Source organism: Mesorhizobium sp. WSM3224 (genome assembly GCF_000427725.1).
Classification (GTDB): domain Bacteria; phylum Pseudomonadota; class Alphaproteobacteria; order Rhizobiales; family Rhizobiaceae; genus Mesorhizobium.
On record NZ_ATYO01000010.1, the window covers coordinates 119,786 to 146,302 of the forward strand.

The window sequence follows — 26,517 nt, forward strand, 5'->3', positions numbered from 1 at the left end:
TGATTGACGCGATCCAATCGCGCCGGGAGGAACGTCATGCCAAACAAAGCCTTGCCGCTGGTGATCAGCGCACCCGAACCGCGCACGCTCGATTTAATCTTCACGCCGCCGCAGCTGGCGCTGTTTCGCAACAAATATCGCATCGTCGAGACAACGCCTGAAGGCGTAGCCGAGTTGCCACCGGATGTGCTGGCCGAAGCGCGCTATATCGTCGGCCAGCCACCGATATCAGCGGAAACGCTGGAGAAGCTGAAGGCGCTGCGCTGCATCTTCAACGTCGAGACCAACCTCATCAACAATATGTCGTATGAGACGCTGTTCGCGCGCGGCATCCATGTCGTCACCACCGGCCTGGTCTTTGCCGAGCCGGTCGCCGAGCTCGGCCTTGCCATGGCGCTGAACCTGGCGCGCAACATCGTCGACGCCGACCTCGCTTTCCGGCAGGGCAAGGAATTGTGGGGCGGCGACGGCAATCAGACCGCGCGGCTGCTGTCCGGTGCCGATGTCGGCATCATCGGCTTCGGCGACCTCGGCCGCGCGCTCAACCGCCTGCTGACCGGCTTTCGCACCCGCACGAAAGTCTACGATCCGTGGCTGCCACCGTCGATCCTGATCGACAACGGCGTCGAGCCCGCCTCGCTGGATGGGGTGCTGACGCAAAGCGATTTCGTCTTCGTCGTCGCTTCCGTCACCAGCGAGAACCAAGGTTTTCTGGGCGCGGACTCGTTTGCCCAAATGCGCAAGGGCGCCGCCTTCATCCTGCTCAGCCGCGCCGGCGTCGTCGATTTCCCGGCGCTGATGGCGGCGGTGAAGAGCGGGCACATCGTTGCCGCCAGCGACGTCTTCCCTGACGAGCCGCTGGCGCAGGACCATCCTGTCCGCGCCCTCCCCGGCTTCCTGCGTTCGGCACATCGCGCCGGCGCGCTCGATATCGCCTTCAAGCGTATGGGCGACATGGTGCTGGAGGACACGGACCTGATCGACCGCGGCCTGCCGCCAATGCGCTCCAAGCGGGCGGAGCGCGAGACGGTGTCGAGGATGCGCTCCAAGCCCGTCGACAGGAACTGAACAACCTGTCTACAGCGTGCCGAGCCGAAGCGCGTCGCGCGCAATTTGCCAGGCCGTCTCCACATGCCGCCGGGCCGCGGCCTCCGCCGCTTCCGGCTTGCGCGAACGGATCGCATCCATGATGGCGTTCATTTCGGCGATCGCCGGCTCGCGGCGGTTCGGCGACGTGATCGTCATCGAACGCAGCTGGTTGATGCGGACATTGAGACCGGTGACGATCTCCCACGCGATACGCTTGTCGGCGGCTTCGAACAGCACCTCGTAAAACCTCGCGGTTGCCCGCATGACCTCGGCCGGCACGCCCGACGCCCATGCTTCAAACAGCTTTGCCAGCGCCGCATCGAGCAAGGCGATCTGGTCGTCGGTGGCCGAAGCGGCACAGGCCCTGGCCGCTATGCCTTCGAGCAGCGCGCGCAGCTCGTAGATCTCGTCGGTCCGGCCAAGATCGGGCTTGGCCACCGCCGGTCCATGCCCGGCTATCATCTGTACAAGGCCCTCGGCCTCCAGCTGCCGCAACACCTCGCGCACAACCGAACGGCTGACCCCCAGCTGATCGCAGAGCGGCCGCTCGACCAGCCGTTCGCCGGGCTGGAAATGAAAATCCATGATCGCTTCGCGCATCCGCTCCAACGCGAGTGTCCTCAGCGTCTTGGCGGTGCGGTCGATGCGAAGCGTGTCGTCAGCCATTTTTTCCTTCCGCCTTTTCGCCTCTCACAAAACAGATTCCATGGCCAGTTGACAAGGCATACGGCACTCCATAGCATGGTATACCATAAGACGATACAAAAGATGATGCAGCCGCGAGCGGCTCCATCCGAGGAATTCCATGCAGCCGGCCATTCGCAAGATCGTGACCTACACCGAGAACACGCTGATCGAGGGCGGCAGGGCGGCTCCACGGCCGTTGCGCCTGATCGGCGTCGCCGCCGTCCTGACCAACCCGTGGGCCGGCCGTGGCTTCACCGAGGACCTCTCCCCGGAGATCCGTGCCTTCGCGCCTGTGCTCGGCGAAACGCTGACCAATGAAATCATCGGCGTGGCGGGCTCGGGCGAAGCGATTGAAGGCTACGGCAAAGCCGCCATCTGCGGCACGTCGGGCGAGATCGAGCACGCGTCGGCGCTGATCCACACCCTGCATTTCGGCAACCACTATCGCCGCGCCGTCGGCGCCAAGACCTACCTCGCCTTCACCAATCTGCGCGGCGGTCCCAACACGCCGATCATGATACCGCTGATGGACAAAAGCGACGAAGGCCGCCGCTCCCATTATCTCACCGTGCATTTCCAGATCGGCGACGCACCCGCCCCGGACGAACTGGTGGTGGCGCTCGGCGCGTCCATCGGCGGCCGGCCGCATCACCGCATCGGCGATCGCTATCAGGACCTGAAGGAGCTCGGAGACCTGCATGGCTGACGCCGCGACGATCCGCAGCAAAGCTCCCGACGGCACCGGCTTCATCCGGGCCGGTTCGGGCGCGCCGGTCCTGCTGATCCACGGCGTCGGCATGGATGCTGCGATCTGGCAACCGCAGATCGCCTCGATGCAGGGGCGCTTCGACGTCATCGCCATCGACATGCTTGGCCATGGCGCCTCGCCCCTGCCCCCGGAAAACGCCAACCTGTCCGACTTCGCCGATCAGGCGATCCGTCTTCTCGATCATCTTGGCCTCGACCGCGTGGCGGTCGTCGGCCACTCCATGGGCGCGTTGGTCGCCCAGGAACTGGCGCTCCAGGCCCCGTCCCGCGTCGGTTCGCTCGTCTGCCTCAACGCCGTCTTCCGTCGCCCGCCCGAACTCGCGCAAGCAGTGCACGAACGGGCGGCCGCACTCGGCGGCCCCGGCGATCCGTCGGCCATCGCCGCGACGATTGCCCGCTGGTTCGGCAATCCGATCCCGCCGCTTCTGGCGGACGCGGCCGCGACGGCCCGCTCGGCGCTCGAAAGCGTCGACGCAGAAGGCTATGCCCGCACCTATCGTCTCTTTGCCCATGCCGATACCGAGCACACCGATCGCCTTGCCGATCTCTCGGCACCCGCGCTGTTCATGACCGGCTCGGAAGATCGCAACTCGACACCCGCCATGTCCGCGGCGATGGCGCGGCTTGCGCCGGCCGGGCAATGCCTGGTGCTGAGCGGCGAAAAGCACATGATGACAATCGCTTCGCCGCAAAAAGTGACTCAGCGCATCACGGCCTTTCTCGACCAGGTCACGGCTGTTCGCCCTGTGGCCATTGAGATCGACCCCGTATTCGATGCCATGGAATTCCGGCGCGCGCTGGGTTCCTTCCTGACCGGCGTCACCATCGTCACGACGATCGACGAGGCCGGCGACCCACGCGGCTTCACCGCCAATTCCTTCACCTCGGTCTCGCTCGATCCGCCGCTGGTGCTGGTCTGCATCGCCAAGAAGGCGATGGGGCATCGGGCTTTCTCGACCTCAAGAGGTTTTGCCATCAACATTCTGTCGGAAGCGCAGAAAGCAGCGTCTGGCATCTTCGCCTCGAAGGCCGCGGACAAGTTCGCCTCCGTGGCATGGCAGTCCGGACAGACCGGCAATCCGCTGATCGAGGGATCGGTAGCGGTGTTCGATTGCGGCATGGAACAGTTGATCGATGCCGGCGATCATTCGATCCTCATTGGCCGCGTCCATGACTTCACCCACAACGGCGCGCAGCCTCTCGGTTATTGCCGGGGCGCCTATGTCACGCCGGGCCTCAGCCAGGACGCGCTCGCGGCGGCCGCTCCGCCCGGAACCGAGGTCGGCGCCATCCTCGAGAACGAAGGCCGCGTGCTCTTCTTCGAGACTGCCGAGGGATCCTACCTATTGCCGGCCGGGCATGGACTGGGCGCCGCGAACGACCCTCGCAGCCTCAGGGGACGGCTTGCCGCCAAGGGCATCGACGCCGAACTCGGCTTCCTCTACGCGGTGTGGGACGACGCGACGGTCGCTTCGCGCACCCATGTCTATTATCGCGGAACGGTGGAGGCCCCCGTCTCCGGAGACGGCCATATCCGCTTTGTCGAGATCGAACGCATGGCCGAATTGAGGATCGCCGACCCGGCTGTGCGCTCGATGCTCGCCCGCTATGCACGCGAGCGTGCCGAGGACACTTTCGGCGTCTATGTCGGCAACGAGATCGAAGGCGAGGTCCGGCCGCTCGCCAAGCCGGCGCCATCAGCGCCAATCCATTCCGGCCCAATCCATTCCGGCCAGCGGTGAGACCGATGAAATTTTCGCTTTTCGTCCATATGGAGCGCTCGGATCTCGCCAAGCCGCATTCCGATTTGCTGACGGAACTGGAAGAACTCGTCCTGCTGGCTGAAGCGGCGGGTTTCGAGGCAGCCTGGATCGGCGAGCATCACGGGATGGAATTCACCATCTCGCCGAATCCCTTCATCAACATCGCCTATCTGGCCGCCAAGACGAAAACCATCCGGCTCGGCACCGGCACGATCATCGCGCCCTTCTGGCATCCGATCAAACTCGCCGGCGAAGCGGCGATGGCCGATGTCATCACTGGTGGCAGGCTGGACTTGGGCATCGCGCGCGGCGCCTATAGCTATGAATATCAGCGCGTCTTCCCGGGGCTGGATGCCTGGGGCGCCGGCCAGCGCATGCGCGAGATCATCCCGGCGATCCGCGGCCTCTGGGACGGCGACTACGAGCATTCCGGCGAGTTCTGGCAGTTTCCGCCAACCACCTCTTCGCCCAAGCCCGTGCAAAAGCCCTATCCGCCGATCTGGGTGGCGGCCCGCGATCCGAACTCGCACGACTTCGCGGTCGCCAACCAATGCCAGGTCCAGGTGACGCCGTTGGCTTCCGGCGATGGCGAGGTGGCGAGCCTGATGGAGCGCTTCAACACCGCTTGCCAGGCGCATCCCGACATCGCGCGGCCGGAAATCATGCTCCTGATGCACACTTTCGTGGCCGAGGACGCCGCCGACGCCGAGCGCCTGACGCAGGACCTGTCGCAGTTCTACTGCCAGTTCGGCGCCTGGTTCCAGAACAAGAAGCCGGTGCGCCAGGGTATCCTGGCGCCGCTGACCGAGGGCGAGATAGCGGCCATGCCGCAATACGCACCGGATAAGATCAGGCAGAACCTCGTCATCGGCGAGGCCGACCAGGTGATCGCCAGGCTGAAGACCTATGAGGCGCAAGGCTACGACCAGTACTCGATCTGGATCGACAGCGGCCTGTCGCACGAGCGCAAGAAGAAATCGCTGCGGCTGTTCATCGACAAGGTGATGCCGGCCTTCCAGGAGGCAGGGTCGCGATGAGCAGCACGACGTTCAGGAACTACATAGACGGCGAGTTCGAGGAGCCTTCCTCCACTTTCGAGAGCATCGATCCGTCGACGGGCCTGCGCTGGGCGACGATGCCCGCAGCTTCCATTACCGATGTCGACCGCGCCGTGGAGGCCGCGCACCGGGCGCTGCGCTCCGGTCCATGGGCGGCGATGACCGCGAGCGCGCGCGGCAAGCTGCTGGTCAGGCTCGGCGATCTCGTCGCCGCTAATGCCGGCCGCCTGGCCGAGCTGGAAACGCGCGACACCGGCAAGATCATCCGCGAGACGCGCGCCCAGATCGCCTATGTCGGCGACTACTACCGCTATTACGGCGGCCTCGCCGACAAGCACGAAGGCGCCTTCATCCCGATCGACAAGGCCGACATGGAGGTGACGGTTCGGCCCGAACCGATCGGCGTCGTCGCCGCCGTCGTGCCCTGGAACTCGCAGCTTTTCCTGTCAGCGGTCAAGCTAGGCCCAGCGCTGGCCGCCGGCTGCACCGTCGTGCTCAAGGCCTCCGAGGATGGCCCGGCACCCCTGCTCGCTTTCGCCGAGTTGGTTAGCGAAGCCGGCTTTCCAGCCGGCGCTGTCAACATCATCACCGGCTTCGGCCATGATTGCGGGCATCGCCTGACCAGCCATCCGCTCGTCGCGCGCGTCGCCTTCACCGGCGGCCCCTCAACCGCTCGGCGGATCGTTGCCAACACGGCCGAGAACCTCGCCTACACGACGCTCGAGCTCGGCGGCAAAAGCCCGGTAGCAGTCTTCGCCGACGCCGATCTCGACAGCGCCGCCAATGCCGTCGTCGCCGGTATCTTCGCGGCCACCGGCCAGAGTTGCGTTGCAGGTTCACGCCTCCTCGTCGAGCGCTCCGTCAAGGATGACTTCCTTGCCCGGCTGAAGCGCAAGGCTGAAGCCATCGTCATCGGCGACCCGCAGGACCCCGCTACCGAGATGGGTCCATTGGCGACCTCGCGCCAGCGCGAGAGGATCGAGGCGATAGTCGCCGAAAGCGTGGCGGCGGGCGGGCAGCTGATCACCGGCGGCGCGCGGCCTAAGGACAAGGCTGACGGATTTTACTACGCGCCGACGATCATCGAGGCGCAGGACCAGGCCCTCGCCTGCGTGCGCGAGGAATTGTTCGGCCCGGTGCTCAGCGTGCTTGCCTTCGACAGTGAGGCGCAAGCGCTGGCGCTTGCCAACGACACGCCCTTCGGGCTCGCTTCCGGGGTCTTCACCAGCAATCTCGCCAAGGCGCATCGCATGGCGCGCGGCATCCGTGCCGGCGTCGTCTGGGTCAACACCTACCGCGCCGTCTCGCCGCTGGTCCCTTTCGGCGGCTATGGCCTTTCGGGCCTCGGCCGCGAAGGCGGCCTCGATGCCATTCGCGATTACACACGCTCGAAATCGGTGTGGATCCGCACCTCGGACGACCCGATCCCCGATCCTTTCGTCATGCGCTGAGGCGCATGGCGAGGGTGCAGACAAGAATAAGAAACGGAACAACCAATCAGAGGAGAACGACATGAAACTGATTTTCGCCGGCATCCTTGCCGGACTGATGGCGACCGCGGCCGCAAGGGCCGACGAGATGGTGTTCACCAGTTGGGGCGGAACGACCCAGGAAGCCCAGACCAAATCCTGGGCCGAACCCTTCACCGCCTCGTCGGGCATCAAGGTGCTGCAGGACGGGCCGACCGACTATGGCAAGCTGAAGGCCATGATCGACGCCAAGAACGTCACCTGGGATGTTGTCGATGTCGAGATGGACTTCGCCATCAAGGCCGCAAAGGACGGTCTGCTCGAGCCGATCGACTTCGCCGCCGTGCCGAAGGCCGATCTCGACCCGCGCTTCAGCAACGAGAATGCCGTCGGCAGCTTCTACTATTCCTTCGTGCTCGCCTGGAACAAGGGCGCCGTCTCCGGCGAAACGGCGAGTTGGGCCGACATGTTCGACACCAAGAAATTCCCTGGAAAGCGCACCTTCTACAAATGGTCGGCGCCGGGCGTGATCGAGATCGCTCTGCTCGCCGACGGCGTGCCCGCCGACAAACTCTATCCGCTCGACCTTGACCGCGCCTTCAAGAAGCTCGACACCATCAAGTCGGATATCGTCTGGTGGAGCGGCGGGGCAGAATCGCAGCAGCTGATCGCCTCCGGCGAGGCCGCCTTCGGCCAGCTCTGGAACGGCCGCGTCTTCGCGCTGGAGAAGGACGGCGCAGATGTCGGCGTCTCCTGGAACCAGAACCTGACCGCAGCCGACGTTCTCGTTGTCCCGAAGGGCGCCAAGAACAAGGACGCCGCCATGAAATTCCTCGCTGCGGCGACCAGCCCGACCGGGCAGGCGAAATTCGCCGAGGCGAGCGGCTACGCGCCGATCAACACCAAGGCCAAGGCTGAAATGCCCGCCGACGTAGTCAAGGGCCTGCCCGACGCCCATGTCGACGGCCAGATCAACCTCGACATGAACTATTGGGCCGAGCATCGCGACGAGATCGCCACGCGCTGGTACGCCTGGCAGGCGAAGTGACGCCCGTCTTTTCCTGACAGGATCGGGATGGCACCAGCTGTCCCGATCCGCAATCCGGGATTACCGCCATGTCGGTGGAAGCACAGCAAGGGATCGCAGCCCCGCGAGTACCGGCAGGCCTCAGCGGCCTGCTTCCGGCGTTGATCCTGATCGGACTGTTTTTCGTCGTGCCGGTGCTGGCGCTTTTGCTGCGCAGCGTCACCGACCCCGCTCCCGGCCTGCAGAATTATGCGGCGCTGCTGGGCGACGGCACTTATGCGCGGGTGTTCTTCAACACCTTCCTGGTCGCCTTCGTCGTCACCATCGTCACCGTGCTGGTCGCGTTCCCGGTCGCCTGGATGCTGGCGATCATGCCGCCGGCGCTGGCCTCGATCCTGTTCGGCATCATCATCCTGTCGATGTGGACGAACCTCTTGACCCGCACCTATGCCTGGATGGTGCTCTTGCAGCGCACCGGCGTCATCAACCGGGCACTGATTGGCGCCGGCATCATCGACCAGCCGCTGCCGCTCATCAACAATCTGACGGGTGTGACCATCGGCATGGTCTACATCATGCTGCCCTTCATGATCCTGCCGCTGGTCGGCACGCTTCGGGCGATCGACCCGATGACGCTGCGCGCCGCGGCCCTCTGCGGCGCCAGCCCGCTCGCCGCCTTCCGCCGCATCCTATTGCCACTCTCGCTGCCCGGGATCGCCGCCGGCGGCCTGATGGTGTTCGTCATGTCGCTCGGTTATTTCGTCACACCGGCGCTGCTCGGCGGCACGTCGAACATGATGCTCGCCGAAATGATCGCGCAGATGATCCAGTCGCTGCTCAACTGGGGTCTTGGCAGCGCCGCCGCCTTCATCCTGCTCGTCGTCACCATGGCGCTCTACGCGCTGCAACTGCGCCTTGTCGGCGCCAGGCGTGCGGTGGGAGGCGCCTGAGATGCTGCTCGACTATGACCGCCTCGGCTGGCTGAAAATTGCCCTGCTAGGCTTCACCGCCTTGGTCGCGGCATTCCTGCTCCTGCCGGTGGTCTTTATCGTGCTGCTCTCATTCGGCTCCTCGCGCTGGCTTGCCTTTCCGCCGCCCGGCTGGACGCTGAAATGGTATCAGGAGCTGTTTGCCGATCCGTCCTGGATCGAAGCGGCCCTCACCAGCGCGCGCATCGCAACGATGACGGCAATCCTCGCCGTAACCATCGGCCTGCTCGCCTCCTTCGCGCTGGTTCGCGGCCAGTTCCGCGGGCGCGAGATCCTGCGCGGGCTGCTCTTGACGCCGATGGTGCTGCCGGTCGTCGTCTTCGCCATCGCCATCTATGCCTTCTTCCTGCGGCTTGGACTGGGCGGCACGACGATCGGCTTCGTCGTCGCCCACACCGTGCTGGCGCTCCCCTTCGCCATCATCCCGATCGCCACGGCGCTCGAAGGTTTCGACAAGTCGATCGAGGATGCGGCCATCGTCTGCGGCGCGAGCCCGCTTCAGGCGAAGCTGCGGATCACCCTGCCGTCGATCCGCATCGGCATCTTCTCCGCCGCCATCTTTTCCTTCCTCGCCTCCTGGGACGAGGTGGTCGTGGCGATCTTCATGGCCAGCCCCACCCTGCAGACCTTGCCGGTCAAGATCTGGGGCAGTCTGCGATCCGACCTCACCCCCGTCATCGCCGCCGCCTCCAGCCTGCTTGTCGCGCTCACGCTGGCCCTGATGATCGTGACGGCCCTCTTGCGCCGAAAGCTGCAGACATGACCCAGCCCTTTCTCTCGATCCGCAAATTGCGCAAGGTATTCGGTGCCTTCACCGCCGTTCATGATGTGACACTGGACATTCCCAAGGGCCAATTCCTGACCTTCCTCGGTCCGTCGGGTTCGGGCAAATCGACGACGCTCTACGCCATCGCCGGCTTCCAGGATCCGACCTCCGGCAACGTGCTGCTGCAGGGCAAGTCGCTGCTGTCGGTGCCCTCGCACAAGCGCAACATCGGCATGGTCTTCCAGCGCTACACGCTGTTTCCGCATCTGAGCGTCGCCGAAAACGTCGCCTTCCCGCTCCGCGTGCGCCGCCGGCCGGATGCCGAGGTCAAGCGCAAGGTCGCCGACATGCTTTCGCTGGTGCGGCTCGAGAACTTCGCCGAGCGGCTGCCCGCGGCGCTCTCGGGCGGCCAGCAGCAGCGTGTCGCGCTCGCCCGTGCGCTGGCCTATGACCCACCGATCCTTTTGATGGACGAGCCGCTCTCGGCGCTCGACAAGAAACTGCGCGAGGAGATCCAGGCCGAGATCCGCCGCATCCACCGCGAGACGGGCGTCACCATCCTCTATGTCACGCATGACCAGGAAGAGGCGCTGCATCTGTCGGACCGCATCGCGCTCTTCCGCGACGGCCGCATCGAGCAGATCGGCACCGGCGAGGACCTTTACCTGCGGCCAGCCACCGATTTTGTCGCCGGCTTCATCGGCAACTCGAATTTCCTCGCCGCCGAACATTTGGAAACGGTGAGCGGCGCCTCCACCATTCGCCTCGCCGACGGCTCGCTCGTCTCCGGCATAAACGCGAACGGCAGCTTCGAGCGAGGGCAGAAAACCAGGCTGATGATCAGGCCGGAAGCATTTCGCCTGGAACGCTCGCCGAACAATGCCGAGCTTTCCGTCGAGATCGTCGACATCGCCTTCTACGGCGAGCGCCGGCGCATCGTCGCGCGCACAAGCGCCGGACAGGAAATCGACATCAGGCCGACGTCCTCGATGGCGGCAACGCAAGATACCTCGCCGGGCCGGCGGCGGGTGTTCTTCGATCCCGGCGGCGCCTTCCTGTTTCCCGCCTAGAACTCGTGGACATTCAGGACAGGGAGGGGGGTTCCCAATCCGGCAAACCTTTGATTCAAGGCTGGAAAAAGGAGTTCAGCCTTGATTCGCTTGGTTTTGCAGCAGCAATAGCAGCGCGCCGCCCAACCGGGTTAGGCGACGAGATCGCTGCGGCTTGCCTGCTTGGCCGGTTCCCCGAAATTGGCTTCGAGCCAGGTAATGGCGCTCGCGACATTCTCGATGGCGAAGCGCGCGGTGGTCTCGCCCTGCGGCTTCACCCGTATCGAAATTCCTCCCGCAGCATTGACCGTGTCGAAGCCGTTCTCGTCGGACGTGTCGTCGCCGAGGAACACCGGGCGCCTGCCAGTGAAAGGATCGATCTGCATGAAACGCCGGATCGCGGCGCCCTTGGCGGCTTCCAGCGGCATAAGCTCGACGCCGGCATTGCCGGCGATCACCCGGTAGCCCTTCGGCAGGCGGTCAAGCGCCGCCTCGACCAATTCCGTCGCCCGCGCCAGAAGCTGCGGCGCGGCTCTCGTGTGGATGGCGAGCACCGGGCCCTTGCGCTCGACATAGACCGCCTTGCTTGCCAGCTCCAATTCGATCTCATCGGCGAGTGCCGCCATATCCGCCGGCGCACCGGTGGCCTCGATCTTCCCATTTGGTGCAATCCTGTGCTCCAGCCCGTAGAGGCCGGCGATCCGCAGCTTCAAGGGATCGAACAGCTGGTCCACGGCCGCGATCGAGCGACCGGTGATGAAGGCGAGCGCTCCGTCCAGCCGCCGCTCGACCCCCTCCAGCAAATGGCGCAACTCGTCGCTGACCGACACGCTGTCCGGATGCGCCGCGTGCTCCAGCAAGGTGCCGTCGATGTCGAGGAAAAGCGCCCAGCGGCCTTCGGGAAGCGGCGGGGTAAGATCTGCCTGACTATTCATCGGAATCCGACTGCCTGTTTGCGTTCGAACATGGAAACGACATTGTCGCCGGTGGGACCCGTCGGCCGGTCGTATGAAGCCGTGACCCGGTCGAGGTCGCCGCGCTTCCTCAGCCGCGCTGCGTCGAGCAGCATGCTGCCGGCCCAGCGATAGACATTGTTGTCGCGCACGATCTCGCGCATGCGCCGCATGCGCTCGTGCTGCTCGTCCGGCCCCATCGTCAGCGCCTGCAGCATCGCCTCGCTCATCATCGCTGCGTCGTAAGGATTGACGATGAGCGCCTCCAGCAATTCGCGCGAGGCGCCGGCGAAGGTGCTGAGCAGCAGCACGCCTCGCTCGTCGTCGCGCGACGCCACGAACTCCTTGGCAACGAGGTTCATGCCGTCATGCAGGCTGGTGACCATGCAGATGTCGGCGGCGCGATAGATCTCGTAGACACCTTTCTGGGCGTGATGTTCCGCCACCAGCACGACAGGCCGGTAGGTCTCGTTGCCGTAGCGCTCGTTGAGCTCGTCGGCATAGTGCAGACATTCCTCGTGCAGATGCTTGTAAGCCGGCAACGTGCCGCGGCTGGGGGCGGCGATCTGGAGGAACACCACCTTCCCTATCATTTCAGGATGACGAATGAACAACTCCTCCAGCGCGTGGAAGCGGTCGAGGATGCCTTTGGTGTAATCGAGGCGCTCGACGCCGACGCAGAGCTTGGCATCGGCTGGGATGCCGAACCGTTTGCGGATCCGGGCGCGGCACTCTTCGACACTTGGCAGTGCCTTGAGCAGCTCGACCGGCCATTCGATCGAGATCGGATAGGCATGCACCAGCGTGACCTGGCCGCCATAGGAGACGGCCGCATCCGCCCGCTCGATACGGCTTTCCATGAAGCGGTCGACGCTTTCGGTGAAGTTGTTGGCATGGAACTGGGTGTGGAAGCCGATGATTGAACTGCCGAGCAGGCCGTCGAGGATATGCTCGCGCCACGGACAGATGCTGAACACTTCCGAGTTCGGCCACGGTATGTGCCAGAAGGTGATGATGATCGCCTCCGGCAGACGCTCGCGGATCATGCGCGGCAAAAGCGCGAAGTGATAGTCCTGGACCAGCACGATCGGCCGTTCGTTGCGCGCTTCGGCAACCACCGTGTCGGCGAATTTGCGATTGACCGTTTCGTAGGCGTCCCAGTCGGAGGTGCGGAAGATCGGGCGCGTGAAGGCGATATGGCAAAGTGGCCACAAGCCCTCATTGGCGAAGCCAAGATAGTAGCCTTGATATTCGTCCTCGCTCAGCCAGACCCGGCGCAGCGTGTAGGATGGATTGCCGGGCGGCACTTGTACACGGTCGCTCCTGTCGACCACCGTCCGGTCGGCGCTGCCGCCGCCATAGGCAATCCAGGTGCCGGCGCAGGCACGCGTGATCGGCTCCAGCGCCGAGACCAGCCCGCTCGCCGGCACGACAAGCTCAACATCGCCATCCTCTGTTTCGTTGTGGATATAAGGCTCGCGATTGGAGACGACGATCACCTGCGCATCCGGCAGTTCGTCGGCGAGGATCTTGCGCAACGTGTCCGGCGACCAAGTGACCAGAGCCGCGTCGACGGACTGCCCGTTCTTCTCGAATTCGCGCAGCACCTTGCGCGCTGCTTCAGTGGCGAAGTCATCGCTGGAACCCGGCGTAGCTGACGCACTCAAGTGATTGCGGCGATGGCGGGATATCGAAATGAAGATCGCGAGAGCGGAAAGTCCGAGGCTTGCGAGAATAAGGACCAAAAACAGGTCGACGCCATATTGTGTCATTGAAATGTCAGGTTGCCTCCGGCTGTCCGCTCTTTGTTTTCATTCTTGCCGGCTGCGGACCGGCAGACCGGTTCAGGTATGGAACGCACAACCCGGCCATGGGTTCCGACATTTTTCGATTGTTGAACGCGGGTTTGCGGGGCTTTATTTATGTGCGAACGATGAGCGGTACCTGGCCTTCGTGCTGGTCGGGCAGGAAGGCGGCGACACGGTCGCCGACCCGCTGGAAGGTGAGATCGACCGCCCTGTCGCCGACAGAGAGATGCCGCAGCGTGAGCGTGTCGATGCCGATCGGCAACCTTGGGCGGGTGACGTGCAATTCGCCTTCCCAACCGTCGATTTCAAGTCCCAGGCAGGCCTGCATAAGCATGAAAGTGGAGCCTGCCGACCAGGCCTGCGGCAGACAGGCTACCGGATACGCGATCGGTGCCTCGCCCGGCGCCCGAGCGAAGCCGCAGAACAGTTCCGGTAGCCGCATGTTGAAATGCACGGCCGACTCGAACGTGCCGCTCATTAGCCGCACCACGCTGTCGCGCTCGCCGTAACGGGCGAGGCCCACGCCGCAAAGCGCCGTATCATGCGGCCAGATCGAGCCGTTGTGATAGGACATCGGGTTGAAGAACACCGCATCGTCGGCGAGCGTTCGCAGTCCCCAACCGGAATGGAAGGAGGCCGACAGCAACTGCTCGGCGACCAGCTTTCCACGCTCGGGCTGCGGCAGCCCGACAAAAAGCAGGTGCCCGGCGTTTGATGTTCGAACCTTGCATGGTTGGCCCTCGCCATCGATGGCCAGGGCGTAGAAGTTCATGTCGTCGAGCCAGAAATCGCGTTCCACCGCGATCCGTATTTCCTCGGCGCGGCCTTCCCAGTGCTCGGCGTCCGCGAATTCGCCGCGGCGGCGCGCGAGCGCCGCCATGCCGCGGAAGGCGGCAAAGACGTAGCCTTGCACTTCGACCAGCGCGATCGGCCCCTTTGGAATGCGCCCGTCGGCGTGGAACACCGAATCGAAACTGTCCTTCCAGCCCTGGTTTGCAAGGCCGGATTCGGCGGCGCGCTGGTAGGTGACGAAGCCGGTGGCGCGGCTCGCCTCCTCCGTCCATTCGGCAGCGGCCTTGAGCGATGGCCAGAGCTTATCGATGAACGCCATGTCGCCGGTACGGTCGGCATAGGCCGAGGCAAGATGGATATAAAGCGGCGTGGTGTCGACACCGCCATAATAGCGGCCGAAGGGAAGCTCGCGCAGCGCCGCCATCTCGCCCTTGCGCGTCTCATGCATGATCTTGCCCGGCTGGGAATCACTGAAAGGCGAGGTCTCCGTTGCCTGATGCTCCGCGAGAAATGAGAGAACGCCGCGCGCCAGTCCGGGATTGAGCCAGAGCATCTGCAGGCTGGAGATCACGCCGTCGCGGCCGAATGCCGTCGAAAACCACGGAATGCCGGCATAGGGATAGGGCCCAGTCGAAAGCTCCGTGGTGAGCAGAGCGACATCGGCGCGGGCGCGTTCCACCCAGTCGTTGAAGACGCGGCCTGAGCTGCGCACTGTCGCCCCATGTCGCCGTTTGGCGCGCATCCCGAACCGGGCACGCGCGGCGGCTGCGCGGAACCGGTCGCGATTGGGGGCTTCCGAAGCTTCCGGGCCGACTTCGACATAAAGCACTTTCCTGCTGCGCTTGGTCACAGCGATCAGGAAATCGGCGCGGTTGTCGCCCAATTTATCGGGCGCCTGCGAAAATGAGATTGCCGACAGGCGTGGCAGCCCGTCGAGACCGTCATATCCGAGCATGACGGACCCCTTTTCGGTCCTCGCCAAATGCGTCGTGCCGCGCTTGACCCGCGTCGAGCCGCGCACCTCGAACATGTCGCGAAAGTCGGCTGCGAAATGCAGCGAGACCGTAATGGTCGAATGCTCGCGGCTATAGTTGGCAAGCGTAATGCGCTCGAACAGCCTGTCCTGCCACAGCAGCCTGACTCGCTCGATATGGATCGCGCCCTGCGGGATATCGCGGCCGCCCGCGCTTTGGATCGGCAGGTTGGTCAGGTTGGACGTGAACAGCACATTGTCCTGGCTGAGCGAGGCGCCGAGCAGCGACATCGGCCTGCCGCCGATGGTCAGCCGGAATTCGGACAGCACGCGCGTGTCGTCGCGGAAGAACCCGTCGCCCGACCCCCTGATGTCGCCATAGGCGTCGGCGACGGCGAAGCAGTCACCTTGCTTGAGGGCAAAAAGCCGGTGCGGTTCCCGCGGCCCCGTTTCATCGAGCGTGGAAAGGGCCACGGCAGGATCGAGCTTGCGCTCGTCGAGCTCCGTCATTCGTCACCTCTTCGTTTGCCCCCCAACCCAGGGCGGTCAAGGTCAAGAGGCCTTAGCCTCCGGCATGCCGGTCAGGCGCATATAGGCAGCGAGATAGTCGCGCGCCATTCTTGTTGCCGAGAACCTTTCTTCGAAGACCGACCTTACCTGCCGCCGGTCGAGATCGAGAAGCGCGGGTATCGACGCGACTGCATCGTCCACATTATCCACAACGAAGCCGGTAGCGCCATTGTCGACGATCTCCGGCAGGGCGCCCTGGTTCCAGGCAATCACAGGTGTGCCGCAGGCCATGGCCTCGATCGCGACAAGGCCGAATGGCTCCGGCCAGTCGATGGGGAACAGGAGGCCCGCAGCGTTGCCGAGAAACCCGGCCTTCTCGCCCTCCGTGATCTCGCCGACATAGTCGATGCGGTCGCCGTCGATGAGCGCCTCGATGTTATCGCGGAAATAGGCCCGGTCGTCATCGCCGATCTTGGCCGCCAGCTTCAGCTTCAACCCGCACCGTCGCGCGATCTCGATGGCGCGGTCCGGCCGCTTGTCGCGCGACAAGCGGCCGAGGAAGGCGAGATACGGCTCCTTTGCCTGTGGTTCGTAGGTCGGTCGATAGGCATCGAGCGGCAGTCCGTGATGGATCGTGGCGAGCCAGTTCGCATCCGGCAAACCCCGCTTCTGGCTGTGCGAAATCGAGATCATCGGGAAACGCGGGAAGCGTTTGTAGGCCGGCGCCAGGTCGACATAGTCGAGCCGGCCATGCGGTGTCGTCACCGTCCGCCCCGCGATCTGCTCGAAAAGCGGAAAATGCAGGAAATGGCTGAGATGGAAATGAATGACGTCGAACTCGCCAGCGCGCGCGCGCACATCGGCGAGCATGGCCAGATGCGCGGCGATCTCCGATTTCTTCGGCCGCGGGTCGAGGCGTATGGCCATGTCGCGCCCGGGCACCAGCCGCGCCGACGTCTCACTGTCGCCGCTCGCGAACAGCGTCACATCATGTCCGAGCTCGACCAGCGCTTCGGTGATGTAGAAAACGATCCGTTCGGTCCCGCCATAAAGTTTCGGCGGCACGGATTCGTAAAGCGGCGCGACATGGGCTATGCGCATCGAGTCCCTCAAACGGTTGACGCGAAGCAAAATGCGTCAACCGCGAGATCGTTCCTGCCCAATTGGCCGCGGCATGCCGTCAGCCGCCGATTTTGCCACGACGCGCTCGCCTGAGCCATCGCGCCAGGCGGCCGATATTTCCGATACGTCGATATGCCGGCCTTACCGGCGGCCCAGGCGTTCAGTTGGTTGCCGCCAGTATAATTAAATCAACTTGATTTCCTAAAGTGGCACTTTACAGTTTCCGCGACTGGCAACTGCTACCTTATGACTCTCAAGAAAGCCATCTCCGGCACCAATCTCGAACAGGCGAAATCGCACAACCGGCGTGTGGTGATCGAAGCGATCCGCACCAACGGCGCGCTGTCGCGGGCGGCGATCGCCAGGCAGACGGCGCTGTCGTCGCAGACCATCTCCAACATCGTCGAGGAATTGGAAGAGGCCGGCCTGCTGCGGCCTGAAGCAACGTTGAAAGGCGCGCGCGGCCAGCCGGCCGTCCCCTACTCCATCAATCCCGATGGCGGCTATTCGATCGGCCTGCAGCTCGACCACCAGCTTGCCGTCGGCGTCGTCACCGATCTCTCCGGCACCATGCGCGCCCGCGTCGAGAGAAATGTCGACCGGCCGACGCCCGCCGAGGCCATGCCAGTGCTTGCCGCGATCTCCGCTGACCTGATCGCAACCTCCCGCCTCGACCGGACAAGGCTGCTCGGCATCGGCATGGCGATGCCCGGGCCGTTCGATGTCGAAGGCATGACTTCGGTTGGGCCGACTGCGTTGCCCGGCTGGCAGAATTTTCCGATAGCCGAAGAACTGCAACGGCTAACCGGCATCGCCGTGACCGTTGAGAACGACGCCACCGCGGCCGCCATCGGCGAGCGGCTCTATGGCGTTGCGCGCAAGCTCGACAGCTTCGTCTATCTGTTCATCGGAACGGGCCTGGGCGCCGGCCTTTTCCTCGACGGCCATCTCTACAAGGGCAGCCGCCACAATGCCGGCGAGATCGGCCACATCATCGTCAGGCCTGACGGCCTTCCCTGCGATTGCGGCAAGCGCGGCTGCCTGGAGCGCTATGTCTCGCTGCGCGCGGCCTATGACAGTCTCGACCTGCCGGATCCTGACCACGCCTCGCCCGACCTGCTTGAAGAGCTTCTGGCGAATGGCGACAGCCGTTTTGAAGCCTGGCTGGCCAAGGCGGTCGATCCGCTGCGCCAGGCGATCGACGTGCTCGAAATGGCGCTCGATCCCGAAACCGTCGTGCTCGGCGGCTTCATGCCGCTGCCGGTGATCGAGGCGCTGGCCGGCCGGCTCGAGCCACTGCATCTCTCGGTCAGCTCGACCAGCGCCCGCGTCACGCCGCGCGTCCTGGTCGGCGCCGCAGGAAAGGACACGTCCGTCCTCGGTGCCGCGGCCTTGCCGATCTTTTCGGAGACCAACCCGCAGTTCGACGTTCTGCAGAAGCCGGTGGGCTAGCGTAACTCCTGGAAAAGTGCGTAACGGTCAGGCTCGGAAGCTTCGCCGTAGCCCTTCCACCTTGCGAAGACGAAGAGATATGGCGATCAGGCCGATCATAAAATTCCCCGATCCCCTGCTGCGTGCCGTCGCGGATCCCGTCGAACGGTTCGACATCGAGTTATTCCGTCTCGCGGGCGATCTCATCGATACCATGCACGCAGCGCCCGGGATCGGCATCACCGCCCCGCATATAGGCGTTCTGAAACGTGTGGTGGCGATCCAACTGCCTTCGGCCTCCAAATCTGGGATCTATGTAAATCCATCGATTATCGAGGCCTCGACCGATATGACCCGTCATACGGAAGGCAGTGTTTCGATGCCCGGTGTCACCGAAGAGGTTGAGCGACACGCCCGAGTGCGGGTTCGCTATCAGGATCTTGAAGGCAAAGAGCAATTCGAGGACGCCGAGGGTCTGCTGGCGGTCTGCCACCAGCATGAGATCGACCAGTTCGACGGGCTCTTCTGGACACACAGGCTATCGCGCCTGAAGCGCGACCGCCTCATCAAACGCTACGGCAAGCTGGCGCGGGCGTCATAGTGAACCTTCGGCAGGGCCGCAGCGCGCTCTTTTACGGCCGACATCACTCAAGGCGGCGGGCATGCCACCTCAGATGATCGTCCATGAAGGTCGAGATGAAATTATAGGAATGGTCGTAGCCTTCCTGCATGCGCAAGGTAAGATCGATGCCTGCCTTCTTGCATGCCTCTTCGAGCAGCCATGGCCGAAGACCGTCCTGCAGGAAGCCATCCTCGGTGCCTTGGTCGACGAGGAATTCCGGGAAGCGCTTCCCGTCCTCGATAAGCAGCGTCGTGTCATAGGCGCGCCAGCTTTTTTCGTCCGGCCCAAGATACTTTTCGAAGGCCGGCCGCGACCAGCCGGCCGTCGAGGGTTGCACGATCGGCGCGAAAGCCGAGCAGCTTCGGTAGCGCTGCGGATTCTTCAGCGCGACCGTCAGCGCACCATGCCCACCCATCGAATGGCCGAAGATACCCTGGCGTGACGTGTCGACCGGGAAGTTCGCGGCAACGAGCGCCGGCAATTCCTCGGTGATGTAGGAGGACATGCGGTAGTTCTTCGCATAGGGCTGCTCGGTCGCGTCGAGGAAAAAACCGGCGCCGCAGCCGAATTGCCAATTGTCCTTTTCATCGGGAACGTCGGCGCCGCGCGGACTGGTATCGGGACACACGACGACGAGCCCGAGCTCGGCTGCCAGGCGCCGGTATTCGCCCTTATCCATGACGTTTGCGTGCGTGCAGGTAAGGCCCGACAGATACCACAGAACCGGCAAGGGCCCGTCCTTGGCCTGGGGCGGCACGAAGACGGCGAAGGTCATGTCGCAGGCGCAAACCTCGGAAGCATGCGAATAGACACCCTGAATGCCGCCATGCGATTTGGAGATGGAAACGACCTTCATCAACTCTGCCTCTCGTCGGGAAATCTCGATCCGGCATAAACCGTCGGCCCGGGCATGCGCAACCTTGCGCCTCGCAAAACGGCGGCGCAATGGAGTTCGCCAATGTCGCCGGCCTTCACCCGCTGAGCGGGCTTCCTCCGTTGCCGGAACCATCGGGGAAGTCGCGCGCGTTGCACAGTCCGATTATCTGAACGCCCTTTTAGCTTTCCTTGTTTGAGGTCGCCCGCGCCGGGAGTAATAGTCGCGTCGGAATTCGTGAGGAGGAGAAGATGACGCTGAACTTCGACCCGAGGGCGAAGGCCACGACGCTCTACCATGGCGAATTCCGGCCGATGTTCATCGGCGGCAAGTGGGTCGCGGCGCAGTCCGGCGAGGAGCTGCAGGCGCTGAACCCGGCGACGGGCGAAGTGCTGGCGACGGTACCGCGTGGCGGAGCCGCGGATATCGACGCGGCGGTGGCCGCGGCGCGCGCGGCTTTCGAAGGCCTCTGGTCCAAATTCTCGCCCTACGAGCGGCAATGCGTGTTGCTCAGGATCGCCGACCTGTTCGAGAAGCACTGGGAAGAGCTCAGCGTCTCTGACACGCTCGACATGGGGCTGCCGATCACCCGCACGCTGGCCAACCGGCGCCGGGTCATCGGCATGCTTCGCTTCTATGGCGGCATGGCGACCGCGCTGCATGGCGAGGCGATCGACAATTCCATTCCCGGCGAGATCGTCACCTTCACGCGGCGCGAGCCGGTCGGCGTGGTCGGCGCGATCATCCCCTGGAATGCACCGACCGCCGCCTCGATATGGAAGATAGCGCCGGCTTTGGCCACCGGCTGCACGATCGTGCTGAAGCCGTCGGAGGATGCCTCGCTGACGCCGCTGCTGATCGCGCGGCTGATGCAGGAGGCAGGCGTGCCCGACGGCGTCGTCAACATCGTCACCGGCACCGGGGCCGAGGCCGGCGCACGGCTAGCCGAGCATCCCGACGTCAACAAGATCGTCTTCACCGGCTCGACGCTGACCGGCCAGGCGATCGCCCACGCCGGTGTCACCAACCTCAAGCGGGTTTCGCTGGAACTCGGCGGCAAGTCGCCGATCATCGTCTGCCGCGACGCCGATATCGACAAGGCTGTTCCGGTCGCGGCGATGGCGGTGTTCGTGCATTCGGGCCAGATCTGCATCGCCGGCTCGCGGCTGTTCGTGGCGCGCGAGATCCATGACGAGTTCGTGCGCCGGGTCGCCGAGTTCGCCGGCAAGCTGCGCATCGGCCATGGCATCGAGGCGGAAACCGAGATCGGACCGCTGATCAACGCAAGACAGGCCGGCAAGGTCGAAGGCTACATCAAGGCGGGCAGCGACGAGGGCGCCAAGCTGGTCACCGGCGGCTCGCGGCTGACGGGCGAGCTCTATGACGGCGGCAACTTCATCGCGCCGACCGTCTTCGGCGCGGTGTCGGACAAGATGACCATCGCGCGCGAAGAGATTTTCGGTCCGGTCATCTCGGCGATGCCCTTCGACACGCTGGATGAAGCCGTCGCGCGGGCGAACGCAACGCCTTACGGTCTGGCGGCCGGTATCTTCACCACCAATCTCGGCACCGCGCACAGGCTTGCCCGCCGCGTCAAGGCCGGCTCGGTCTGGGTCAACATGTACCACGCCATCGACCCGGCCGTGCCGTTCGGCGGCATGAAGATGTCCGGTTACGGCCGTGAGGGCGGCGTCGAGCATCTGCATGAGTATCTGGAGACGAAAGCGGTCTGGATCCAGACAGACTGAGCTATGTCGATATTCAGGTGAGATCGGCCAGCGAATGGCGGCGTTCTGCGCCTCCGGCCTTCGCCAAGGCACCGAGCCATTCGCCTGGTTCGAACACGACTGCAGCCGCCATAGGAACTTGTGATCGTTCATCCCGACATTCTCCTTCGGGCTGGACGGATACGGGCCTACGGAAGTTCAAGTTCCGGCGGTCTTGGGAGCCAGGACGAAATCCCACTCGACCGACCAGAAGGGAGCATCGAAACCGAGCTCGCTCGCCTTTTTCCGGTCGGTGACTTTGGTGAAATCGGCGATCAGCGAATCCTTCACGCCGAAGACGGCGTCCTCGGCCAGGTAGCGGCAATCGGGCGCGAAGATGTGGGTGATGACAGGATCGTAACCCGGCGCGCTGACGATGTAGTGGACATGGGCAGCGCGGTTCGGGTGACGCCCGAGCGCCGCGAGTACCTTGCCGACCGGTCCGTCGTCCGGGATCGGATAGTAGCGCGGCTTGACTGAGCGGTACCAGTACCCGCCCTTCGCGTCCGTGGTGAAGACGCCGCGCAGATTCCAGTCGGGCTGCACGTCCTTCTGCTGGACATCGTAGAAGCCGTCGTCATTGGTCTGCCAGACGTCGATCAGCGCGCCGGCGATTGGCTTGCCTTGCGTGTCGAGCACACGCCCGCGCACCACCATCGGTTCGCCCTTGCCGTCGAGGCAGATGCTCGCGCCGTGCTCGTAGCGCGGGGCTTCGGGCACATGGAAAGGCCCGAGGATGGTGTTTTCCGTGGCGCCGTTCGGTCGCCGGTGATTGATGGCGTCGACGAGCATCGAGACGCCGAGCGTATCGGAAAGAAGGATGAACTCCTGCCGCCAGTCGGAGCACATCCTGCCGACATCGGTGAGGAACTTGATGCCTTGCAGCCACTCCTCATGCGTCGGCTCGATCTCCTTGATGGCGGCATGCAGATGTTTCACCAACACTGTCATGACCTCGCGCAGACGCGGATCGACATTCGGTCCCATGCGCGCGTTGACCACGTCGACCGAGGTCTCTTCCTCGAAATAGGGATATTTCGGTCGGGCAGCGTGCGTGGTGCCTGTCATGGCGATAATTCCTCCAGAGACGTTCGGGTTCTCAGGCCTGCGGCGGTTCGCCGGTATAGGCGCGGGCGATAAGGGCCCGGATCGGTTCCCGCTCCAACGCTCGCGGGTTCCAATAGGGATTGGCCAATGCACGGTCCGTCGCGATGTCGATCGCGTCGGGCGGCATGCCTATCTCCGACAGGGCGCGCCTGGCCCCTATCCGGCCCGCGAGATCATAGAGGGCCATCGCGGGATCGCCCGCCTTCAGCACGGCCCGCAGGGTTTCCATGACCGCTGGAACGGCAGGGGCATTATAGGCCAGCGCGTGCGGCAGCACGATCGTATGGGTCTGCGCATGCGGCAGATCGAAACTGCCGCCGAGGGTGTGGCAAAGCTTGTGATGCAGCGCCATGCCGACCGAGCCAAGGCAGATGCCGCAAAGCCAGGCGCCATAGAGAGCCTTGGAGCGTGCATCGCGGTCATGCGGCGTCTCGGCGATGACCGGCAAGGCATCCACCAATGCGCCAATGGCCTCGGCCGCCATGAGGTTTATCACCGGGTTGCTCTCCCTGGCGTAGAGCGCCTCGACGGCGTGGGCGATGGCGTTCATGCCGCTTGTTCCCGACAACGCGGCAGGAAGCGTCATCGTCAGATCGACGTCGTAGATAACCACTTCCGGCAGCACCCTCGGGCTTGATTGGGTGACTTTCACGCCATCCTTCGTCTCACCGAGGATCGGCGTCATTTCCGAGCCGGCATAGGTCGTCGGCATCACGATCTGCGGCAGGTCGGTGCGCAATGCGATCGCCTTGGCGAGGCCCGTCGTGGAGCCGCCGCCGACCGCAACCAGCCCGTCGGCCCGCAACTCCGCCGCGACCCGCAGCGCGTCCTCGGTGACGGACACGGGCGTATGCATCGTCGCCTTGGCATAGACGCCGGCCGCCGTGCCGCCAAGCGACCCGGCAAGACGCCGGGCTTCGGCCTCCCGCGGCGGCGTTGCCAGCACGAGCACGCGTTTCAGCCCCAGCCGGTCGATCTCCTCCGGCAACCGCGCGATCGTGCCCGATCCGAAGACGACGCGTGCCGGCTGGCCGTTGTAGACGAAGCTTTTCATCGAGTCCCTCCCCCATCAGCCGCGGTTGTCGACACGCAACAGGAAGGGATTGATGCTGACGCTCCGCCAGACATTGGCGGCATTGAACGGATCGCCGACGTTGAACGTCTTCACCTCCTCGATGCTGTCCGCGGAAAAGACGAAGAGCGAGCCGATCATGGTTGCGCCGTCCGCCGCGACCAGCGGCCCGGAGATTACGGTCGCGACCGGGCCACCCGCAAGATAAGCCTTGTGAGCATCATAATTAGCAAGCCGCCGCGGAAGCGCGTCGGCATGGTCGAGACAGTGCACGGCAAACAGCAAGATAGTTCTCCGGGTAGGTGCGACGCTTCATCGATCGTCGCTAAGTTCTACTCCTCCCCACCGGAATTTAAATCGGCTCCTGTCCAACAGGGCAGTCAATTGGTCCAATATGGACAGATGCGACGGCCGGATCCGCAGCCGAAGCTTGCTGCAGGAGGGCGTGCAGAGCCTCGCCAGCCAGCGGCATGTGGCGGCTGGCGATTATCCGGCGCCGGAAGCGGATGTCAGGCGATCGCGTCGCGCCGTCGCCACAACCGCAGCCGAGAGATCGCCGTGGTTTCAGGCAATCCTTTGCTCGAACTGCGCAATGTCAGCGCTCTTGCGCAGACCCGTCGCGACGACGGACACACGGAACTTTCCTGCCAGTGCCTGGTCGAAGATGGCGCCGACGATGATGTCGGCATCGGCGTCGACCTCTTCGCGTATCCGCGTTGCAGCTTCGTCGACCTCGAACAGCGTCATGTCCATGCCGCCGCAGATCGACACGAGCAGCCCCCTGGCGCCCGACATGGAGGCTTCATCGAGGAGCGGATTGGCGATCGCCGCCTCGGCCGCGATCCTTGCGCGCCCCTCTCCGGAGGCCTCGCCGGTTCCCATCATCGCCCGGCCCATGTCCCGCATCACCGACTTCACGTCGGCGAAATCGAGATTGATCAAACCTTCCTTGACGATGAGATCCGTGATGCAGCCGACGCCTGCATAGAGAACACGGTCCGCCATGGCAAAGGCGTCGGCGAACGTGGTCTTGGCATCGGCGACCCTGAAGAGGTTCTGGTTCGGGATGACGATCACGGTGTCGGCGCTTTCGCGCAGGCGTTCTATGCCTTCCTCGGCGGCCTGGGTCCTGCGCTTGCCTTCGAACACGAAAGGCTTGGTGACGACGGCGACCGTCAAAATGCCGGCGTCGCGCGCGGCACGCGCAATCACGGGCGCAGCGCCCGTCCCCGTGCCGCCGCCCATGCCCGCGGTGATGAAGCACATATGCGTTCCCGCCAGATGATCCATGATCTCGTCGAGGGATTCCTCCGCGGCCGCACTGCCGACCTGGGGCAGAGAGCCGGCGCCCAGGCCCTCGGTCACATGCGCGCCCAACTGGATCAGCCGCGACGACTTCGACATGGTGAGCGCCTGGGCGTCGGTGTTGGCGACGACGAACTCGACGCCCTGCAAGCCTTCGGCGATCATGTTGTTGACGGCGTTGCCGCCGGCGCCGCCGACACCGACGACGGTGATCTTGGGTCTCATCTCCAGGATTTCCGGCTTGTCGGTCATTTTTTCCATCTTTCTACCGAAAGCGCCTGCTGCCCTGCCGCACGATCATGCGGAACCGGAACAACGAGCACACGAATCAGGCGATCCCCACCAGCCATAGGGAATCAGAGCAGACGCCTCACTGCAAGGTCCGCTGACATTCTGTGCAAGTGCGGTGCCTGATAGTTCGGCTGTCCCGCCTGGCCGGATCCTGCTACTGCTTCACCGAGGTCGAGGTGCCCCAGGTGTCCGACAGCACATAGCCTTGCGGATACGGGTCCGTCGGATCGAGATAGTAGTTATGCTCACCCGTGATCCACGCCCTGCCGGTGATCTCAGGAACGATCGCCTTTAGTCCGGCGATCTCAGTCAATTCTAGAATTCTGCCGGTGAAGTGCGAGCCGATGATCGATTCGTGGATCAGCACATCGCCGACGCTCATCAGGCCACGCGCCTGCAGCACGGCCATACGGGCCGAGGTGCCGGTTCCCGTCGGGCTGCGGTCGGAGCGTCCAGGCGAGACGATGCAGGTGTTGCGCGTGACGTTGCCCGGCCCCTGGAACGGCATGGCGAACTGCACGATCGACACACCGCGCACATTGTCGAATTCCGGATGCACGACATCGAGCTGTTCGCGCGCCGCGCGCCGAACCTTCTCGCCGGCCGCGGCCAGGTCGCGGGCCTCGTCGGGTGTGACTGAGAAGCCGAGCGCGGCCGCATCGACAATCGCGTAGAACATCCCGCCATAGGCGATGTCGACCGTGAGCGTTCCGAGCCCCTCGACCTCGATGTTGGCGTCGAGGCGTTCGGCAAAGGCGGGCGCGTTGCGGAAGGTGATCGACAGGCATTTGCCGTCGCGGCATTCGGCGCGCACTTCGATGACGCCGCCCGGCATGTCCAGTTTGAAGCGCGTCTCGGGCTCCTGCATCGGCACCATCCCCGTCTCGAGCAGCACCGTGGCGACGCAGATCGTGTTGGAACCGGACATCGGCGGATATTCGGTCGGTTCCATGATGATGGCCCCCGCCGCGCAATCTTCGCGCGTCGAGGGCACCAGGAGATTGACATGCCGGGCGACGCTGCCGCGCGGCTCGCAGATCAGCATGCGCCTTACATGGTCGTGATCGCGCTCCATCGTGATCATCTTTTCCATCATCGTGCGGCCCGCCGGCGGCAGCACACCGCCGACGATGACATCGCCGATCTCACCCTCGGCATGGCAGCCGACGACGCGGATGCTGGTTTTGGTGCGCATTGTTTGTTTCTCCCTGTCGGCCGCGACTATC

23 protein-coding genes are annotated in these 26,517 nt (G+C 64.2%); 12 read left to right on the forward strand and 11 right to left on the reverse strand.

Features of this window, described 5'->3' with window-relative positions:
• Positions 1–36 precede the first annotated feature (36 nt).
• Complete coding sequence (locus tag YU3_RS0118645) at positions 37–1,068, forward strand: hydroxyacid dehydrogenase (protein WP_027167686.1); 1,032 nt, start codon at positions 37–39, stop codon at positions 1,066–1,068.
• A gap of 9 nt (positions 1,069–1,077) precedes the next feature.
• Here YU3_RS0118645 and YU3_RS0118650 read toward each other — a convergent pair whose 3' ends face one another.
• Entirely contained in the window at positions 1,078–1,755 is a 678-nt protein-coding gene (locus YU3_RS0118650; protein WP_027167687.1) for a GntR family transcriptional regulator, read from the reverse strand.
• A gap of 139 nt (positions 1,756–1,894) precedes the next feature.
• Between YU3_RS0118650 and YU3_RS0118655 the strand changes: the two genes are divergently transcribed.
• The 8 genes from YU3_RS0118655 (at position 1,895) to YU3_RS0118690 (ending at position 10,686) form a co-directional block, all read left to right on the forward strand.
• Positions 1,895–2,482: an amino acid synthesis family protein gene (locus tag YU3_RS0118655; protein ID WP_027167688.1), complete on the forward strand. Its 588-nt coding sequence runs from the start codon at positions 1,895–1,897 to the stop codon at positions 2,480–2,482.
• Entirely contained in the window at positions 2,475–4,286 is a 1,812-nt protein-coding gene (locus YU3_RS42130) for an alpha/beta fold hydrolase (RefSeq protein ID WP_027167689.1), read from the forward strand. Before YU3_RS0118655 ends, YU3_RS42130 begins: the two co-directional genes overlap by 8 nt.
• Before the next feature lie 5 nt (positions 4,287–4,291).
• Positions 4,292–5,344, forward strand: a complete 1,053-nt coding sequence (locus YU3_RS0118665) for an LLM class flavin-dependent oxidoreductase (RefSeq protein ID WP_027167690.1) — start codon at positions 4,292–4,294, stop codon at positions 5,342–5,344.
• A complete protein-coding gene (locus tag YU3_RS0118670; protein ID WP_027167691.1) occupies positions 5,341–6,816 on the forward strand; it encodes an aldehyde dehydrogenase in 1,476 nt (491 codons plus the stop codon). The genes YU3_RS0118665 and YU3_RS0118670 overlap by 4 nt, the downstream gene beginning before the upstream one ends.
• A gap of 61 nt (positions 6,817–6,877) precedes the next feature.
• On the forward strand, positions 6,878–7,882 hold the full coding sequence (locus YU3_RS0118675) for an ABC transporter substrate-binding protein (RefSeq protein ID WP_027167692.1): 1,005 nt from the start codon (positions 6,878–6,880) through the stop codon (positions 7,880–7,882).
• A gap of 68 nt (positions 7,883–7,950) precedes the next feature.
• Positions 7,951–8,811 (forward strand): ABC transporter permease, encoded by an 861-nt coding sequence (locus YU3_RS0118680; RefSeq protein ID WP_027167693.1) that lies wholly within the window; start codon positions 7,951–7,953, stop codon positions 8,809–8,811.
• 1 nt (position 8,812) lies between these two features.
• Positions 8,813–9,613, forward strand: coding sequence for an ABC transporter permease (locus YU3_RS0118685; protein WP_027167694.1), 801 nt, complete (start codon positions 8,813–8,815; stop codon positions 9,611–9,613).
• Positions 9,610–10,686: an ABC transporter ATP-binding protein gene (locus tag YU3_RS0118690; RefSeq protein ID WP_027167695.1), complete on the forward strand. Its 1,077-nt coding sequence runs from the start codon at positions 9,610–9,612 to the stop codon at positions 10,684–10,686. Before YU3_RS0118685 ends, YU3_RS0118690 begins: the two co-directional genes overlap by 4 nt.
• A gap of 131 nt (positions 10,687–10,817) precedes the next feature.
• Here YU3_RS0118690 and otsB read toward each other — a convergent pair whose 3' ends face one another.
• From otsB to YU3_RS0118710, 4 genes are all read right to left on the reverse strand, one after another.
• Positions 10,818–11,600 carry a trehalose-phosphatase gene (otsB, locus tag YU3_RS0118695; protein WP_027167696.1) on the reverse strand — a complete coding sequence of 261 codons (783 nt, stop codon included), beginning with the start codon at positions 11,598–11,600 and terminating at the stop codon, positions 10,818–10,820.
• The gene (locus YU3_RS0118700) at positions 11,597–13,390 is read right to left on the reverse strand and encodes a trehalose-6-phosphate synthase (protein ID WP_027167697.1); all 1,794 of its coding nucleotides are present in this window, start codon (positions 13,388–13,390) and stop codon (positions 11,597–11,599) included. Before YU3_RS0118700 ends, otsB begins: the two co-directional genes overlap by 4 nt.
• 148 nt (positions 13,391–13,538) lie before the next feature.
• Positions 13,539–15,701, reverse strand: coding sequence for an amylo-alpha-1,6-glucosidase (locus tag YU3_RS0118705; RefSeq protein ID WP_027167698.1), 2,163 nt, complete (start codon positions 15,699–15,701; stop codon positions 13,539–13,541).
• Positions 15,702–15,743: 42 nt separating this feature from the next.
• The gene (locus YU3_RS0118710; RefSeq protein ID WP_027167699.1) at positions 15,744–16,802 is read right to left on the reverse strand and encodes a glycosyltransferase family 4 protein; all 1,059 of its coding nucleotides are present in this window, start codon (positions 16,800–16,802) and stop codon (positions 15,744–15,746) included.
• Between the two features lie 267 nt (positions 16,803–17,069).
• Here YU3_RS0118710 and YU3_RS0118715 point away from each other — a divergent pair, with 267 nt between their 5' ends.
• Both YU3_RS0118715 and YU3_RS0118720 read left to right on the forward strand, forming a co-directional pair.
• Positions 17,070–18,275, forward strand: a complete 1,206-nt coding sequence (locus tag YU3_RS0118715; protein ID WP_027167700.1) for an ROK family transcriptional regulator — start codon at positions 17,070–17,072, stop codon at positions 18,273–18,275.
• A gap of 79 nt (positions 18,276–18,354) precedes the next feature.
• Complete coding sequence (locus YU3_RS0118720; RefSeq protein WP_027167701.1) at positions 18,355–18,855, forward strand: peptide deformylase; 501 nt, start codon at positions 18,355–18,357, stop codon at positions 18,853–18,855.
• Between the two features lie 43 nt (positions 18,856–18,898).
• Here YU3_RS0118720 and fghA read toward each other — a convergent pair whose 3' ends face one another.
• On the reverse strand, positions 18,899–19,732 hold the full coding sequence (gene fghA / locus YU3_RS0118725; protein ID WP_027167702.1) for an S-formylglutathione hydrolase: 834 nt from the start codon (positions 19,730–19,732) through the stop codon (positions 18,899–18,901).
• Between the two features lie 269 nt (positions 19,733–20,001).
• Between fghA and YU3_RS0118730 the strand changes: the two genes are divergently transcribed.
• Positions 20,002–21,498, forward strand: a complete 1,497-nt coding sequence (locus YU3_RS0118730) for an aldehyde dehydrogenase family protein (RefSeq protein WP_027167703.1) — start codon at positions 20,002–20,004, stop codon at positions 21,496–21,498.
• A gap of 177 nt (positions 21,499–21,675) precedes the next feature.
• Here YU3_RS0118730 and YU3_RS0118740 read toward each other — a convergent pair whose 3' ends face one another.
• From YU3_RS0118740 to YU3_RS0118760, 5 genes are all read right to left on the reverse strand, one after another.
• Positions 21,676–22,584 (reverse strand): intradiol ring-cleavage dioxygenase, encoded by a 909-nt coding sequence (locus tag YU3_RS0118740; protein ID WP_027167704.1) that lies wholly within the window; start codon positions 22,582–22,584, stop codon positions 21,676–21,678.
• Between the two features lie 31 nt (positions 22,585–22,615).
• Positions 22,616–23,677, reverse strand: a complete 1,062-nt coding sequence (locus tag YU3_RS0118745; RefSeq protein ID WP_027167705.1) for a maleylacetate reductase — start codon at positions 23,675–23,677, stop codon at positions 22,616–22,618.
• Positions 23,678–23,692: 15 nt separating this feature from the next.
• Positions 23,693–23,980, reverse strand: a complete 288-nt coding sequence (locus tag YU3_RS0118750) for a YciI family protein (protein WP_027167706.1) — start codon at positions 23,978–23,980, stop codon at positions 23,693–23,695.
• A gap of 279 nt (positions 23,981–24,259) precedes the next feature.
• Positions 24,260–25,252 (reverse strand): cell division protein FtsZ, encoded by a 993-nt coding sequence (gene ftsZ, locus YU3_RS0118755; protein ID WP_027167707.1) that lies wholly within the window; start codon positions 25,250–25,252, stop codon positions 24,260–24,262.
• 193 nt (positions 25,253–25,445) lie between these two features.
• Positions 25,446–26,486: a proline racemase family protein gene (locus tag YU3_RS0118760; RefSeq protein WP_027167708.1), complete on the reverse strand. Its 1,041-nt coding sequence runs from the start codon at positions 26,484–26,486 to the stop codon at positions 25,446–25,448.
• Positions 26,487–26,517 lie beyond the last annotated feature (31 nt).

Excerpts from the sequence above, each read along its gene's own strand:
- YU3_RS0118650 (WP_027167687.1), bottom strand. The coding sequence starts at position 1,755 with ATGGCTGACGACACGCTTCGCATCGACCGCACCGCCAAGACGCTGAGG.
- YU3_RS0118675 (WP_027167692.1), top strand. The coding sequence starts at position 6,878 with ATGAAACTGATTTTCGCCGGCATCCTTGCCGGACTGATGGCGACCGCG.
- YU3_RS0118655 (WP_027167688.1), top strand. The coding sequence starts at position 1,895 with ATGCAGCCGGCCATTCGCAAGATCGTGACCTACACCGAGAACACGCTG.
- YU3_RS0118740 (WP_027167704.1), bottom strand. The coding sequence starts at position 22,584 with ATGACAGGCACCACGCACGCTGCCCGACCGAAATATCCCTATTTCGAG.
- ftsZ (WP_027167707.1), bottom strand. The coding sequence starts at position 25,252 with ATGACCGACAAGCCGGAAATCCTGGAGATGAGACCCAAGATCACCGTC.
- YU3_RS0118730 (WP_027167703.1), top strand. The coding sequence starts at position 20,002 with ATGACGCTGAACTTCGACCCGAGGGCGAAGGCCACGACGCTCTACCAT.
- YU3_RS0118720 (WP_027167701.1), top strand. The coding sequence starts at position 18,355 with ATGGCGATCAGGCCGATCATAAAATTCCCCGATCCCCTGCTGCGTGCC.
- YU3_RS0118760 (WP_027167708.1), bottom strand. The coding sequence starts at position 26,486 with ATGCGCACCAAAACCAGCATCCGCGTCGTCGGCTGCCATGCCGAGGGT.
- YU3_RS0118685 (WP_027167694.1), top strand. The coding sequence starts at position 8,813 with ATGCTGCTCGACTATGACCGCCTCGGCTGGCTGAAAATTGCCCTGCTA.
- fghA (WP_027167702.1), bottom strand. The coding sequence starts at position 19,732 with ATGAAGGTCGTTTCCATCTCCAAATCGCATGGCGGCATTCAGGGTGTC.
- YU3_RS0118690 (WP_027167695.1), top strand. The coding sequence starts at position 9,610 with ATGACCCAGCCCTTTCTCTCGATCCGCAAATTGCGCAAGGTATTCGGT.
- YU3_RS42130 (WP_027167689.1), top strand. The coding sequence starts at position 2,475 with ATGGCTGACGCCGCGACGATCCGCAGCAAAGCTCCCGACGGCACCGGC.
- YU3_RS0118710 (WP_027167699.1), bottom strand. The coding sequence starts at position 16,802 with ATGCGCATAGCCCATGTCGCGCCGCTTTACGAATCCGTGCCGCCGAAA.
- otsB (WP_027167696.1), bottom strand. The coding sequence starts at position 11,600 with ATGAATAGTCAGGCAGATCTTACCCCGCCGCTTCCCGAAGGCCGCTGG.
- YU3_RS0118645 (WP_027167686.1), top strand. The coding sequence starts at position 37 with ATGCCAAACAAAGCCTTGCCGCTGGTGATCAGCGCACCCGAACCGCGC.
- YU3_RS0118700 (WP_027167697.1), bottom strand. The coding sequence starts at position 13,390 with ATGACACAATATGGCGTCGACCTGTTTTTGGTCCTTATTCTCGCAAGC.
- YU3_RS0118705 (WP_027167698.1), bottom strand. The coding sequence starts at position 15,701 with ATGACGGAGCTCGACGAGCGCAAGCTCGATCCTGCCGTGGCCCTTTCC.
- YU3_RS0118670 (WP_027167691.1), top strand. The coding sequence starts at position 5,341 with ATGAGCAGCACGACGTTCAGGAACTACATAGACGGCGAGTTCGAGGAG.
- YU3_RS0118745 (WP_027167705.1), bottom strand. The coding sequence starts at position 23,677 with ATGAAAAGCTTCGTCTACAACGGCCAGCCGGCACGCGTCGTCTTCGGA.
- YU3_RS0118680 (WP_027167693.1), top strand. The coding sequence starts at position 7,951 with ATGTCGGTGGAAGCACAGCAAGGGATCGCAGCCCCGCGAGTACCGGCA.
- YU3_RS0118715 (WP_027167700.1), top strand. The coding sequence starts at position 17,070 with ATGACTCTCAAGAAAGCCATCTCCGGCACCAATCTCGAACAGGCGAAA.
- YU3_RS0118665 (WP_027167690.1), top strand. The coding sequence starts at position 4,292 with ATGAAATTTTCGCTTTTCGTCCATATGGAGCGCTCGGATCTCGCCAAG.